This is a genomic window from Streptomyces sp. NPDC054813 (assembly GCF_053611365.1).
Genome location: NZ_JBSHAF010000044.1, coordinates 1 through 12,455, shown reverse-complemented (window position 1 = coordinate 12,455; position 12,455 = coordinate 1). Strand labels below are relative to the sequence as shown.

10 protein-coding genes and 3 pseudogenes are annotated in these 12,455 nt (G+C 68.0%); 4 read left to right on the top strand and 9 right to left on the bottom strand.

Translation table 11 applies throughout. The features are described 5' to 3' along the window. Positions 1–165 precede the first annotated feature (165 nt). Complete coding sequence (locus ACWGJB_RS47410; protein ID WP_453386247.1) at positions 166–741, bottom strand: ATP-binding protein; 576 nt, start codon at positions 739–741, stop codon at positions 166–168. A gap of 202 nt (positions 742–943) precedes the next feature. On the opposite strand from ACWGJB_RS47410, the gene ACWGJB_RS47405 reads away from it, so the two are divergent. Further along, on the top strand, positions 944–1,174 hold the full coding sequence (locus ACWGJB_RS47405; protein ID WP_453386246.1) for a DUF397 domain-containing protein: 231 nt from the start codon (positions 944–946) through the stop codon (positions 1,172–1,174). 97 nt (positions 1,175–1,271) lie between these two features. Next, complete coding sequence (locus ACWGJB_RS47400; protein ID WP_453386245.1) at positions 1,272–2,192, top strand: helix-turn-helix domain-containing protein; 921 nt, start codon at positions 1,272–1,274, stop codon at positions 2,190–2,192. Between the two features lie 45 nt (positions 2,193–2,237). Here the strand turns inward: ACWGJB_RS47400 and ACWGJB_RS47395 are convergent, their stop codons facing one another. Together ACWGJB_RS47395 and ACWGJB_RS47390 are read right to left on the bottom strand one after the other, a co-directional pair. Beyond that, the gene (locus tag ACWGJB_RS47395) at positions 2,238–3,056 is read right to left on the bottom strand and encodes an SAM-dependent methyltransferase (protein ID WP_453386278.1); all 819 of its coding nucleotides are present in this window, start codon (positions 3,054–3,056) and stop codon (positions 2,238–2,240) included. 834 nt (positions 3,057–3,890) lie between these two features. Next, positions 3,891–4,091 carry a hypothetical protein gene (locus tag ACWGJB_RS47390; RefSeq protein ID WP_453386244.1) on the bottom strand — a complete coding sequence of 67 codons (201 nt, stop codon included), beginning with the start codon at positions 4,089–4,091 and terminating at the stop codon, positions 3,891–3,893. 278 nt (positions 4,092–4,369) lie between these two features. Here ACWGJB_RS47390 and ACWGJB_RS47385 point away from each other — a divergent pair, with 278 nt between their 5' ends. Next, entirely contained in the window at positions 4,370–5,224 is an 855-nt protein-coding gene (locus ACWGJB_RS47385; RefSeq protein ID WP_453386243.1) for an alpha/beta hydrolase, read from the top strand. Here the strand turns inward: ACWGJB_RS47385 and ACWGJB_RS47380 are convergent. Further along, a pseudogene (locus ACWGJB_RS47380) lies at positions 5,221–6,406 on the bottom strand (IS110 family transposase). The gene ACWGJB_RS47385 and the pseudogene ACWGJB_RS47380 sit on opposite strands and share 4 nt — an antisense overlap. A gap of 471 nt (positions 6,407–6,877) precedes the next feature. On the opposite strand from ACWGJB_RS47380, the gene ACWGJB_RS47375 reads away from it, so the two are divergent. Beyond that, positions 6,878–7,669, top strand: a complete 792-nt coding sequence (locus ACWGJB_RS47375) for a class I SAM-dependent methyltransferase (protein ID WP_453386242.1) — start codon at positions 6,878–6,880, stop codon at positions 7,667–7,669. A 944-nt stretch (positions 7,670–8,613) separates the two neighbouring features. On the opposite strand, the gene ACWGJB_RS47370 is transcribed toward ACWGJB_RS47375, so the two are convergent. The 5 genes and pseudogenes from ACWGJB_RS47370 to ACWGJB_RS47350 all read right to left on the bottom strand — a co-directional run bounded on the left by ACWGJB_RS47370 (position 8,614) and on the right by ACWGJB_RS47350 (position 12,350). Further along, positions 8,614–8,835, bottom strand: a complete 222-nt coding sequence (locus ACWGJB_RS47370; RefSeq protein WP_453386241.1) for a hypothetical protein — start codon at positions 8,833–8,835, stop codon at positions 8,614–8,616. Between the two features lie 669 nt (positions 8,836–9,504). Further along, positions 9,505–10,011: pseudogene (locus ACWGJB_RS47365) on the bottom strand (IS110 family transposase); the annotation flags it as partial. Between the two features lie 99 nt (positions 10,012–10,110). Next, a pseudogene (locus ACWGJB_RS47360) lies at positions 10,111–10,668 on the bottom strand (DUF317 domain-containing protein); the annotation flags it as partial. A gap of 182 nt (positions 10,669–10,850) precedes the next feature. Then, entirely contained in the window at positions 10,851–11,489 is a 639-nt protein-coding gene (locus ACWGJB_RS47355) for a hypothetical protein (protein WP_453386240.1), read from the bottom strand. 363 nt (positions 11,490–11,852) lie between these two features. Beyond that, positions 11,853–12,350 (bottom strand): transposase family protein, encoded by a 498-nt coding sequence (locus ACWGJB_RS47350; protein WP_453386239.1) that lies wholly within the window; start codon positions 12,348–12,350, stop codon positions 11,853–11,855. Positions 12,351–12,455: the final 105 nt, after the last annotated feature.

Below are 12,455 nucleotides of genomic sequence, written 5' to 3'. Positions count from 1 at the left end.
CGCCGACCACGCTCCAGCTAGGCCCTGTTCGAATTCTGAGCTGGGCGAACGCTCGCCAGGGATCGAAAACAGGCACTCAGCACCCGCCCCTGACGGCGGGTTTCGACCCCGGCGACGGTAGAAGCTGACACAACCGAGAACGGCGCGTTCCCGACACCGGTCGGGTCAGGTGCGAGGGCTGGTCGGCAGCATGGCCCAGACGGTCTTGCCCATAGGAAGGGTCCTGCCCGCTCGGTAGCGCCAGGTCCAGCCCCAGTGTTCGGAAAGGGCGTCGACGATGCGCAGGCCACGGCCGTGCTCGTCCAGGGGGTCGCTCGTGCGCCGAACCACGGGCGGGATGTCGCTCGAGTCGATGACGGCGCACACCAGGTGGTTCGGTCGCTGGGTGAGCTTCAGCCATACCTCGGCCTCGCCGCCCGGGGCGTGCGGCACTGCGTGGACCACGGCGTTGGCGGCCAGTTCGGCGACGACGGTGAGGGCGTCAGCGCTGCAGTGGTCCAACGCCCAGTCGCCAAGCGTGCGATGGGTGAAGTCGCGGGCCCGGGCGCATCCCTGTGTGGTGCAGATGAGGCGCAGTACGGCGGTCCTGGATGAGCCGGGCGATGGCTCCTGGCGCGTGAACTCTCCGGGGCGCGAGGCGCCGGGGAGGGCTAGCCGCCCGAGGTCGTCGGGCGCGGTCCCGTCCGGCAATGGCGCAGCCGTGCCGGGCAGCCGGAGCGCTTGGTGCGCAGGTAACGACACAGCGCCTCCCTGATGGGACGTCACCTTGTGGGCGCCAACACGCCGGTTGACGCCACGGGCTATTATCCACAACCGAAGGCGCTTCCGTGCAATTTCACGGGGAATTACACGCACGATGCTGGAAGCGCGCGGCACGCGGTGCGATCCGATCCAGTAGGTGGCGAGGTTGCGGGCGTGGCGGAACGTGAACAAGGAGAGCGCGGTGTCATCAGTTCCGAACGGAGTGCGGGCTAGCTCACTGGGCGTCCGCTGGATCAAGAGCCGGCACAGTAATGCCGAAGGCAACTGCGTTGAGGTGGCTGCCCTCGGCGAGGGGGGTGTTGCGCTGCGCAACTCCCGCGACCCCGACGGCCCGGCGCTCGTCTACACGCCGGAAGAGGTTGCCGCCTTCGTGGCCGGCGCGAAGGACGGCGAGTTCGACCACCTGCTGTGAAGCGGAGCCGGTCGTCCCCACTTCGGTAGACGCCTGCAGCGGGAGAGGGCTGGGTGCGATACTGCGGGTTGTCGTCTGCCGGTCTACGGGGGTCAGGATGTCCGCCGAGTCACCTCGTATCTCGCACCTCGAACCGTATCTGAGCCGGACCGAGCCCGCTCCGACCTTGCTGAAGATGCTGGTCGGTGTCCAGTTGGCGGGCATCCGCGAAGACTTCGGTCTCTCCCAGGACCAGGCAGCGCGTGCCGTGGGATTCAGTGCGCCGAAGCTGTCGCGTATCGAGTCGGGCAAGGGTCGGCGACCGCCCGCGGAAGCCGACGTCCGCGCACTGCTGGAGCTGTACAAGACCGACGAGCACGAGGCGCAGGTACTGCTGCAACTGCTCCGGCGCGCCGGTGAGCCGGGCTGGTGGCAGCGCTTCGACAAGCGCCTGATGCCCGAGTGGTTCGACCGGCTGGTCGGCCTGCAGGAGGCGGCCACCACCATCCGTACCTTCGAAATCCAGCACGTTCCAGGCCTGTTGCAGACTGCGGCCTACACCCGGGCGGTCGTGGAACGCGGTCTGCCGACAGCGCCGGCCCGCGAGGTGCAGCGCCGCATCGAGCTGCGCATGCGCCGCCGGGAACTGCTGGAACGCGCGGATCCCCCGCAACTGTGGGCGATCATCGACGAGTCCGTCCTGCTGCGCGTCCTGGGCGGTCCCGAGGTGATGCGCGAGCAGCTCCAGCACCTCGTCGACATGGCGCAGCGCCCCCATGTAACCGTGCAGATCGTGCCCCTGGACGTGACGAACGCCTCCTCGCCCGCCATCCCCGTCACCTACCTGCGCTTCGGCGGCCTCGATCTGCCCGACATCGTGTACCTGGAGCACATCAAGAGCGCCGCGTTCCTGGAAGACCGCGACGAGACCGAGGAGTACCGGCTGGCCTTGGACCGGCTGGGCGACGAGGCACTCAACCCACGCGAGTCCCTGGAGCGGCTGCGCGACACCGTGGAACAGCGGTACCCCGCTCCGTAACCCGGCGCCCTGCAAGCGTATGAGCCCCGGGTGCGGCCGTACGCTCTAGCGGATGCGGCCCACGCCCCCGAACTCGATCCACTCCTGCGTGGCCTGACGGGGAACCACCTCACTGTCCGGCCGCCATGTGGACACCTCCACCAGCCCCGGATCGAGGATGTCCAGGCCCTCGAACCACTGCGCGACGTCCTTCTCCTGTCGTACGCGGCCCCAGTGCCCCTGCGTCGCCTGGTTCATGAAGTCGGTCACGAAGTCGCGGACCTCGGGATCCTCGCTGACCAGCTGACACATCACCATGCAGCTGCCGGGAACCAGTTGTTCGGCGACACGGCGGACCACCGCCGGCGGGCCGTCGCTGTCACTGTCCGGGATGCAGTGGAAGACCGAGTTGAACAGCAGAGCCACCGGCTGCGAGAAGTCGATCAGGCGCTCGGTGTCGGGGTGGGAGAAGATTCCGTCAGTATCGCGCAGGTCGGCCTGGATGACGGCCGTGCGCTCGTTCTGGTCCAGCAGCGCCCGTCCGTGTACCAGGACCATCGGGTCGCTGTCGACATAGACGACGCGGCTGGCCGGGTCGATCCGCTGCGCGACCTGGTGCACGTTGTCCTGGGTAGGCAGACCTGAGCCGTGGTCCAGGAACTGCCTGATGCCGTAGTCGGTAGCCAGCGTCGCAACCACCCGCTGCAGGAAGCGCCGGTTGTTCACCGCCAGGGCACGCGTGCTGGGTACGACCTTGTCCAGTTCCTCGCAGGCCGCCCGGTCGGACGCGTAGTTGTCCTTGCCGCCCAGGTAATAGTCGTACATGCGCGCGGCCGTCGGAACCTCGGCATCGATCTTCGTGGACACCTGCTTGCCAGGCTGCATCATTCCCCCAGATCCAAGCCGCACCAAGGCTGACTCGACAGACAATACATCCTAGATATGGGGCAGTTGGCGAGACCAGCCCCGACCGACGTGGCAGCCAAGCTCCGCCGCGTGATCACCACCGCCAGATTTTCACCAGCGGCCATGCCCAGGCCCGGACGAAATCCGCGCCGTCCGGCACACCTGGGCGATGACCGGCGGTCCAAACGGGCTATGTGCCGCCAGCCGGCTCGGCACCCGCCTGCGTCAGGATCTGCAGCAGGGACCAGCCCGGCGCTTGTTCACGGGGGCGGACGGAGACAGTGAAGACTCCGGGGTCGGCGCGGGCACGCCCTGGAACTGCCGGAGGACACAGCGCCGCTGACCGACCCGACCGCCACGCAGCGCTGAGAGCCGCCTCGCCTCTCCTGCTCCTCCTGGATCCTCCGGCCATCCCTCGCCCGCCTCACGGGACCAGGGAAGGCGGGCCTGGTGGGCGTGGAGCGCGGCGTACAGCTCGGCAAGCTTGAGCTGCGCGGCCAGCAGGTCCTTCGGGAAAGCCTTCGGGTGGAACGGCTAGTTGTCGGCAGTGGGGGCAGGAGTACTCATGCCCTGGACGCTAGTTCGAGTCGCTGACAGCGCTCCGCACCCAGGCCTCCGTGCGGGCCCGTGGCAGAGGGTCCGCGCCCGGTCCCAGGGGGCGTTCCACTGGGCCCACCTCTCCTCATTCGCACAAAGGCGCATACGAGGGGGCCGGCCCGCCGGTAAAGGTGTGACGCGCGACGGTAGATGGCCACTCGCAGCGATAGTCGGCCACGTCGAAACGATCGCAGCCGTGGAGCCGCGGCCCAGCAACTACACCCACCACCACGGAGACAGGAACATGGCGGCGACGAAGATGGGCGCACCGATCGAGATCATGATCCACCCTCTACGCCTCGTCATGGCCCCCACGTCAGCGGAGACGCCGTTGTATGCGTCCCGGACAATGACGAGGCCGAGAACCACGGCAATCCCGGCGGGACTCACAATCGCCATCCAGATCAGTGTCAGCAACAAGAGCACACCATCCGACATTGCGGTCCCCCCTCGTCCATTTCTCGACACCGCAGCATAGATGCAAAACATCACCGACGGCCCATACGGCCTCATCTCTACCGCCGGTGACACAGATCCGCTGCGTTGGCCGAGCGGAACCCAAGAAGGCCACACGGTGAGGCACGGCAGCGCGGGTACGGGATCCTGGAATGGCTTCCCGATGGAGAAGCCAAGCCATGAGACCTGGGCATTAAACCCCTTTGAGAGAGCTCGTGATCTCTCCTAGGTTGGCCCGTGTGACGATCGAGGTGCCCTACCAGCCGCTGCCGGTCGACCAGTCGGAGGTCCGCTACGCCCACGGCCCCGACTCGGCTGTCCAGCCCGGCGTGCCTGTCGGCGAGACAATCGAGTTCGACCGGAACGACAGCGCGATCTACCCGGGCACCTTCCGGAAGTTCTGGGTTCACGTGCCCGCCCAGTACGACCCCGCACAGCCGGCGTCGCTGATGGTGTTCCAGGACGGATGGTGGTACCTGGACCCCGAAGGAGAGGTCCGCGGCGCGATCGTCCTGGACAACCTCGTCCACCGCGGTGACATCCCGGTCACCATTGGCGTGTTCGTCGACCCCGGTGTCTTGCCCGACGCTGCGGACCCGAAGAACCGCAACGCCGAGTACGACGCATTCGACGACCGGTACGTCAGTTTCCTCCTGGCCGAGATAATCCCCGAGGTCACGCAGCGGTACACGATCACCGAGGACCCTGATAGGTGGGGCATCTGCGGTGGCAGCAGCGGCGGCAACTGCGCCTTTACCGCAGCGTGGCTGCGCCCGGACAAGTTCCGCCGCGTCATCGGGTACCTGTCCAGCTTCACGCAGATGCCAGGCGGCAACCCCTACCCCGAACTGATCCCTTGCGTTCCCCGCAAGCCACTGCGCATCTTCTTGCAAGCGGGCCATCGTGACCTGCGCTGGAACGAGCCCGAAGCGAACTGGCTCGCCAACAACTTGCGTGTCGCGGCCGCACTCGCGGAAGCCGGATACGACTTCCGCCTCGTCCTGGGCGACGGCGGTCACAGCCCCAACCACGGTGGAGTCCTGCTCCCTGATGCCTTGCGCTGGTTGTGGCGGTCGGATGATCGCCCGGACTAGCCGGTCGGCTGGGGCGGGACCACTTCGTAGGGGCGCCGGTCTCGGATCAGGGCCCACAGGACGTTGACTCTGCGGCGGGCGAGGGCGATCACGGCCTGGGTATGGCGTTTCCCCAGCGCGCTTGCGGTCGTAGAACGTCCGGGAGTTGGGGTCGTAAGGAACACTCGTCAGGGCTGACATATAGAAGATGCGCTGGAGGCCCCGGTGGTAGTGGCGGGGGCGGTGCAGGTTGCCATTGCGCTTCCCGGAATCGTTCGGTGCCGGCGCCAGGCCGGCGAATGCTGCCAGCCCGTCCGGGCTGGCGAAGCCCGCAAGGTCAGGGCCGATCGCGGCAAGGAACTCGGCGCCCAGCAGCGGGCCGATGCCGGGCATGCTGGCCACGATCTCGGCCAGCTCGTGCGCGCGGAATCGGGCCTCGATGAGCCGGTCGATCTCGGCGACTTTCTCGTTCAGAGCCCGGACCTCCGGGGCAAGTGTCCGAACGAGTTGGGCGATCACAGCCTCGCCAGGAACGGCGGTGCGCTGCTGCTCTGCGGCCTCCACCACCTTCCTTGCGAGCTCCTCGGAGCTGCGGACACCGCGGGCGCGCAGCGATCGGGTGAGCCGAACGGTGCCGAGGCGGCGGAGGGCTGTCGGAGTCTGGTAGCCGCCCAGCAAAACGAGCGGTCCGGCGCCGGTCAGGATGAGCGAACGTTCCAGCACGGGGAACATGCCGGTCAGGGCGGAGCACATCCGGTTGATGGACCGGGTGCGGTCGCGGACGAGGTCGGCGCGGCGGTTGGTCAGCAGCCGAAGTTCGATGGTTGTCTCGTCGCTGGGCCACAGCGTGTGGAGATCGCGGCGGATACGGGCCTGGTCGGCGATGACGAGTACGTCGCGGGCATCGGTCTTGCCCTCAGCGCGGTAGCCGTGACTGGCCCGATTGACCACACGGCCAGGAATGTAAAGGACTTCCTGCTCGTGGTTGACGAGCAGGGCGAGTAATAGGGCGGGCTCACCGCCAGCCATGTCCACCGCCCAGGTGACCTGATCGCCGAGAGCGAGTACGGCGTCAAGGAGCTTCAGGAGCTCCGGCTCGTCGTTGGCAACGCGGCGGGACAAGAGCGTCTCGCCGCCTTCGTTGAGGACAAGGCAGTGATGATGGGTCTTGCCGCTGTCTATGCCTGCCCAGATCCGGTTCATGACGCTCCAGATGTCGTGCGGGCAGTTGGTGCCACGGACGACCTCGCCGGCATGGCCTTACACCGCGATCTTGTTCGCACTTCCCAATCTGGCGGCCGGGTCGTCGTGGGGCGCCAGGCGGCCAAGCCATTGCAGCCACGGTCGGCAGCCAACTAAAAGCCACACCGGGCGCCCCTGGGTGGCCCAACCATACGAAGGGCTCGGCTCATCCCGTCCCTGGAACGTAAGGCCGACTATCTCTGAGCAAACGGGCCAACCGCCCTTGAGCGCAGGTCCCTCACCAGCGGCCTACCCACCGCCGCGGGCCAACTATCGCTGATGGTCACACCAGCACGGTGAACGTGCTGTGGCTGAGCGTCCCGGTTGGTTGTGACCGCATTTCCGTGATGACTACGACCTCTGACGGAGCACAGCCGGGTTTCGGACGTCCGATGATCGATGCCGGAAGCCTGTACCTGATCCTGGCCGCCGTTGATCAGGTATGGGTTAGCGTCAGGACCTGCCGTGTTGTTGTCGCGGAGTTTTGCCAAACTCTGCGCGTATCCAGTGCCTCGGCTTCTAGATGCTGCCGAGGTTCGGGAGGGTGCACGGGTCCTCGATGTGGGGACAGGCACGGGCAGTATCGCCGTTGCTGCGTGTGAGCGGGGTGCGAGAGTGGCGGCGGTGGATGCCGAACCGGGCATGGTCGCCTGTGCCGCGCGGGCAGCCCCGGAAGCTGACGTGCGGCTTGCTGCTCTGCCCCGCCTGCCTTTCGCTGACCACGAGTTCGATGCTGTGGTCGGCAACTTCGTTCTCAACCACGTCGGACGGCCCCGGGCAGCCCTGAGGGAACTGCGCCGCGTGACGCGTCCCGGCGGACGGATAGCCGTCACCATTTGGGCGGTACCCGCGGCCGCCGGACAGGCCCTGCTGGGCAGGGCTGTCCAGGCAGCTGGCGCCAGTCGTCCGGCTCACCTGCCGGCTCTTGCTCCAGAAGAGGACTTTCCGCGCACTGAACAGGGCATGGCCGCGTTGCTGGGCGACGCGGGCCTGTTGGGTGTCGTCTGCGACACCTTGGTCTGGGACCATCGGACGACTCTGGAGGAGTGGTGGAGCGGACCAGCCGCCGGAGTGGCGACGATCGGGCAGATCGTGACAAGTCAGAATCCGATGGTCATCGCCGAGATCAAAGACCACTTCGAGTCGCTGTGCGCCGATTTCACCGGTCCGGGCGGCGTATTGGTGTTGCCGCATGCGGCCCTGATGGCACACGGCCAGGCATGACGTTGCCCTGCCCGGAACAGGCTGGCGTGACAGGGATGTACGTCCGTGCTGCTCAGGGCACGCATCCTCCTCCAGCCGTAGCCATCACGGAAGCGCGGTCACAACCTCCCAGTTGGCCATCTGTGTACTCGGGCCGCGGCATAGGCAGACCTCCGCTCCCAGGTGGGCTGGGGTGGGACCTGTGGTCTGTACGGACGGCACCGCTCGCGTGGGGGCGTCCCCGGCCCAAGGGCGGGGGTGACGGATTCCCGTCCCGCCCTGCTACCCGAAGGAATGCCGCATGCCCGCTCTTCCCCCGATCGGCGCCGAGCTCCCGTGCAGCGCCCTAGCCATCAACACCCCCCTCAGACGAGCTGGGCCGGGACTTCCACCGGCGCAAGGCCCTGAGCAAGGCGTCTCTCAATAACGCGCGCCGACAGGACGTCACTCCCACCGGCCGCGAGCTTCGTGAACTGACGCTCCGCGTTACCTCCTGAGTCCGGTGTTTCGAGACCGGCCTCGGGACTGGTGAGGTCGCGCGTTCAGGTGTCGCGTATTCCGGCATCGCCTTCGACCGCGACGGCTTGCTCGTCCCGCGCGGCGCCCTCGCCCTCGAGCTCCGCGACCGCGTAGGCGAGGTGCCCGTTCGGCTCGTGGTCACCGACCGGACCTCGGGCCGGGACCGCTCCGTCGACAGCAAGGACGGCTTTCCGCGGCGTCGTCGCCCTGGACGGCGCTGAGCGCCGCCCCGGCTCGTTGACCGATCACCCGGCCCTGACCGTACCTCTGCGAGAGACTGGGCCGATACTTCCTCCACCACCTCGTGTCGGATCGTCCGGTCGGGTGAATGGGTGACCGGGGGTGTCCCGGCCGGTGCTGTGTCCACCCCCGCTGGCGCTGGTTCGTACGGGTGGGGTTCCGGGGTCGGCTGTGTGTCGGTGCGGCGCGGGCGTGGCTGTGGCGGGTTACCAGATGAGGCACCAGTAGTTGTCGTAGTGGCCGATGCTGATGTGCGGGCGCTGCGGTACGAGGTTCGGGTTCGGTTGTCCTACGGCTGACAGTGAGCAGGCCGGGTCGCCGACCGTCTTGGCGGCCGCCATCCGCTTGGCGGCGGCCACCGCCTCCGGCGAAGTGACCCAGGTGGTCGTTCCCGGTCCATTGCCGGTGGTCGTCGGGGCCGGTGTCATGGGCGCCGGTGTCTGCGGAGGCTGCGAGGTGGCTGGGGGCGGGCTCGGCGTCGTCGTGGGGGACGGTGAGGGCCAGGGCGGGGTCGGCCGGGGCGGGGTCACGGACGGTCTGGGTACCGGTGTCTGCAGAGGCTGCGAGGTGACCGGGGGCGGGGTCGGCCGCGTTGTCGTGGGGGGCGGGGTCGGCCGGGGTGGGGTCAGGGACGGTATGGGTGTCGGTGTGTGGTGAGGTGCCGGCTTTGTGGTCGGTGTGTGGACCGGGGGCGGGGGAGGCGGGGTTGTCCGGTGGGGTGCCGGCCGGGTGGCGGTCGGTACCGGCGGTACGGTCCGGGTCGGTCTGGGCATGGGGGGGTGTGTCGGCCTCGGTGTCGCCGGGGCCGGTGATCTCGGGGCCGACGGCCGCGGCGAAGGGGACAGGGACGGAGTCGGCGTGGACGGCGACACCGTCACCGACGCCGTCACCGAGGGTGATGGCGTCGGGTGGGGGGCGCTGCCGCCGTTGTCGGACGACACCAGCGCCCAGGCCGCCAGACCGGCCCCCAGGGCGATCACGGCCGCTCCGCCCGCTATCCACGGGGTCCGCCGTGATGGCTGCCGGTGCCGGTTCATGGTTCTCACTGTCTATCCGATCGCCGACGGCCTCAAGCCGGGGCCCGGGCCGACGCCCGGTCCCCGGCAGCGTCCGCCGGTGCTGTGCTCCCGACGCTGACGCCCGGCTCGCTTGAGCGCCGAGCGCAACTGCGCGAGCGACAGCCTGGCCGCCTGGGCCGGGGTCGGCGCGAGTTCCAGCAGGATGCGGGCCTCGGAGCGGCAAAGGCCGTTCTGCCAGTGCAGATAGGCGTCGAGTGCGGCGGGGAAGTACTCACGCAGGAGCGAACGGAGCTGGTTGGACATCTGCTGGCGGTTCCAGACGGCGTCCTGCTGGGCTCGGGCGAGGACCGCGATCGCGTGGGCCAGGTCGCTGTCCTGGGGCAGCGGCCGGTGCGCGTGCATGTCGGTGCGCAGAATGTTCGCCAGGACGAGTGCGTCGCCGGGGTTGGACTTCTTGGGGGTCACGGAATGGCGGTCGCGGTAGCGTGCGGCGGCCAGCGGGTTGATCGCGAATATCTGCCGCTTGCCGGTTCGCAGTACCGCGACCAGCAGGCCGCGAGAGGTCTCGATGGCGACGGGGTCGGGTTTTCGGCCGGCCGTGACCGCCGGAGCTGCCGGCGTATTGGCGGCGAGGCGGGTCCGACGTTCGCGGACCGGTTGGGCCTGGCGCGTGCCGGTCTCTTGGGCGAGGGATTCGGAGAGATCGGCCAGCAGCGAACTCGGGGTGTGCGGGGACGCGGTAATGGCCCAGGCGGGCCGGTCCGGACCGGGTCCGGCCCAGATGGTCCAGGTGGCCAGGTTCTGATTCGGGTGCTGTGCGGTGAAGGCGTCGAACTGGACGCCGGCGTCCCCGTCGGGGGACGTCCGGCGGATCCATCGCCCGTCCACGGTGTGCTTCCATCCGGCGTCGGAGAGCGGCTGGGTGGCTGTGGTGACCTTCTTTTCGTCCACTGGGGCGCCGATGGCGGTGTCCCAGCCGTCGCCGTCGGCGCGGTGGGTGAGCAGATCGTGCAGCACCGGGGCGGGGGTGACGCCGGTCGCGGTGAGGACCCACATGCGGTCGGAGACGGGCGTCACGTAGGCGGCTACGATCCAGGCCCTTTCGTGGGTGGGCGTTTCGTGGACGCGCTCGATGCGTAGGGTCTGCGACTCGTGGATGGCGTGGGTCGTGTCATCCGACCAGGTCCGTTCCCTGTCAAGTTCCGCGTGTTGAGCTGCTGTTGGACTGCACCGCTGGCCCATGGCTTTGGCAGCGGTTCGTGGCCCACTCGCCAATCAGGGCTGGACCCACCGGTGTTGACGGCAAGGTGATGTGAGGAAGTTTTGGCCCCACCGTCCTTGTTGCGGTCGGAGCATCGATGTGATCTCCGGCGGGAGGAGGCGGCCCAGCTCCTACTCGACGCATGCCGCCTTGGTGTTGCGCGTCAGCCATGGTCGACGTAGGCGACGAGTCCGCCGACGGTCAGGCCCACCGCGCATCCGCGGCGGAAGGATTCGTGGCGCATGAGCGGGGTGTGCTGGGCGTCGGTCATCGCGTAGGGTGCGCGGATCCCCAGTTCCACGCCGCACAGGCACACGACGTAGCCGTGACGCAGGGCGGCGGCCGCCCACTCGGGGTCGTGCGGGACCCAGGTCCGGGAGTAGATCTCACCGTCGGGCGTTCGCAGTTCCAGCCGGGAGTAGGTGTATCCGTAGCGCCGCTCCAGTTTTGGCTGTTCATCGGGTATCTCGTGCAGTTCCCATCCGGGGATCGAGCGCAGGTCGGAGACCTCGGGCGGTAGGCGCCTCATGCCGAACAGGATGGCGCCTTCGATCTGCGGTTCCTCGGGTATCTCGTCGAGCGAGGCTCCCTTCGGCACGACGTACCCGAAGTAGCCCACGCCCACGGCATGCCTGAACTCGAAGAGGGCAGTGGGCATGCGGGGTGTCTGTGCGGGATCGATGGTGATTGTGCCTTCCGCGGTCTCCAGGCCCCCCAGCACGCACTCGAGCTGCAGCGCGGGGTCGTCGCAGAACAGGATCTGCCCGAGGTCGTCGACCTGTTCGAACTGATGCCAGCTCATCTCCTGCAGCCCTTCGGTTGGTTGCGGTTCCGCGTCCGCGAAGCAGACGACTCAATGTTGAACCATCCTATTGAAGTATCGTTGAACAATCCATACATTGAACGCGTGCACCACCAGGCCGGCGGTTTCGTCGAGAGCAGGGGTGAGGGTGAGCGCGGAGGAAGCAGGCACAGGGCGGACAGGCGTGGCTTGGCGGGTGCTGGTGGGCGCCGCAAGCACCGGCGCAGCGTTGGCGCTGTGGGCGATCGTGCGCACAGCCATGAGCCTCCGCCAACTTGAAGTCGCAGGTCAAAGGGCTGGTGTGACCGGTACTCAGGGTGCTCACGCTGGTCGTGGGCGGGAGCCTGTGGAGTAGATCGTCTGTCAGCGGTTGACTTCGAGGTTCGTCAGAACGAGCAAGGCTCGCAGGAGGCGGGTGGCACGGGCGGGGTCGGTGCGGAGCTTGGTGAGGGTCCGCCAGTTCTTGAGGTGCGCGAAGCCGTGTTCGACTGGCGCGCGTCCGACGGCGAGGACGCGGTTGGCGTCCTTCTGGCCTGGGGTGAGCTTGTGGGTGCGGCTGGCGTGGAAGCCGGTGACGATCACGGGGTCGCGTACGTCGTTGTCCAGGCCGCGGAAGCCGAGGTCTGCGAGGGCGCCGAGGCCGGCGGCGCGCAGGTGGGCCAGGATGTGGTCGTGGCGGGCGGCGGTGATGTCGTGGGTGCGGCTGGGCCGGGCGGCGGATATCCAGATCAGGCGGCCGCGTTCGTCGGTCAAGGCGAGAAAGTGCAGGCCGTGATGGTGGTGTTTGCCGGAGTAGTTCCGCCGGTTGGCCTTGCCGGTGCGACGTTGGGTGGGAATGAGGGTGCCGTCGATCAGGACCACCTCCCCGCCTGTCTTAGAGGTCCTAACAGAAGTCGTTGATCATGTGACTTTCGGCTTGGATGGTCGTTGGTCTGGTCGTGGGGAAACATCAGTCGCGTCCATGGA

Bases quoted from the DNA above. Each gene is read 5' to 3' on its own strand.
- ACWGJB_RS47400 (WP_453386245.1), top strand. From the start codon at position 1,272: ATGTCCGCCGAGTCACCTCGTATCTCGCACCTCGAACCGTATCTGAGC.
- ACWGJB_RS47395 (WP_453386278.1), bottom strand. From the start codon at position 3,056: ATGCAGCCTGGCAAGCAGGTGTCCACGAAGATCGATGCCGAGGTTCCG.
- ACWGJB_RS47370 (WP_453386241.1), bottom strand. From the start codon at position 8,835: ATGACACCGGCCCCGACGACCACCGGCAATGGACCGGGAACGACCACC.
- ACWGJB_RS47355 (WP_453386240.1), bottom strand. From the start codon at position 11,489: ATGAGCTGGCATCAGTTCGAACAGGTCGACGACCTCGGGCAGATCCTG.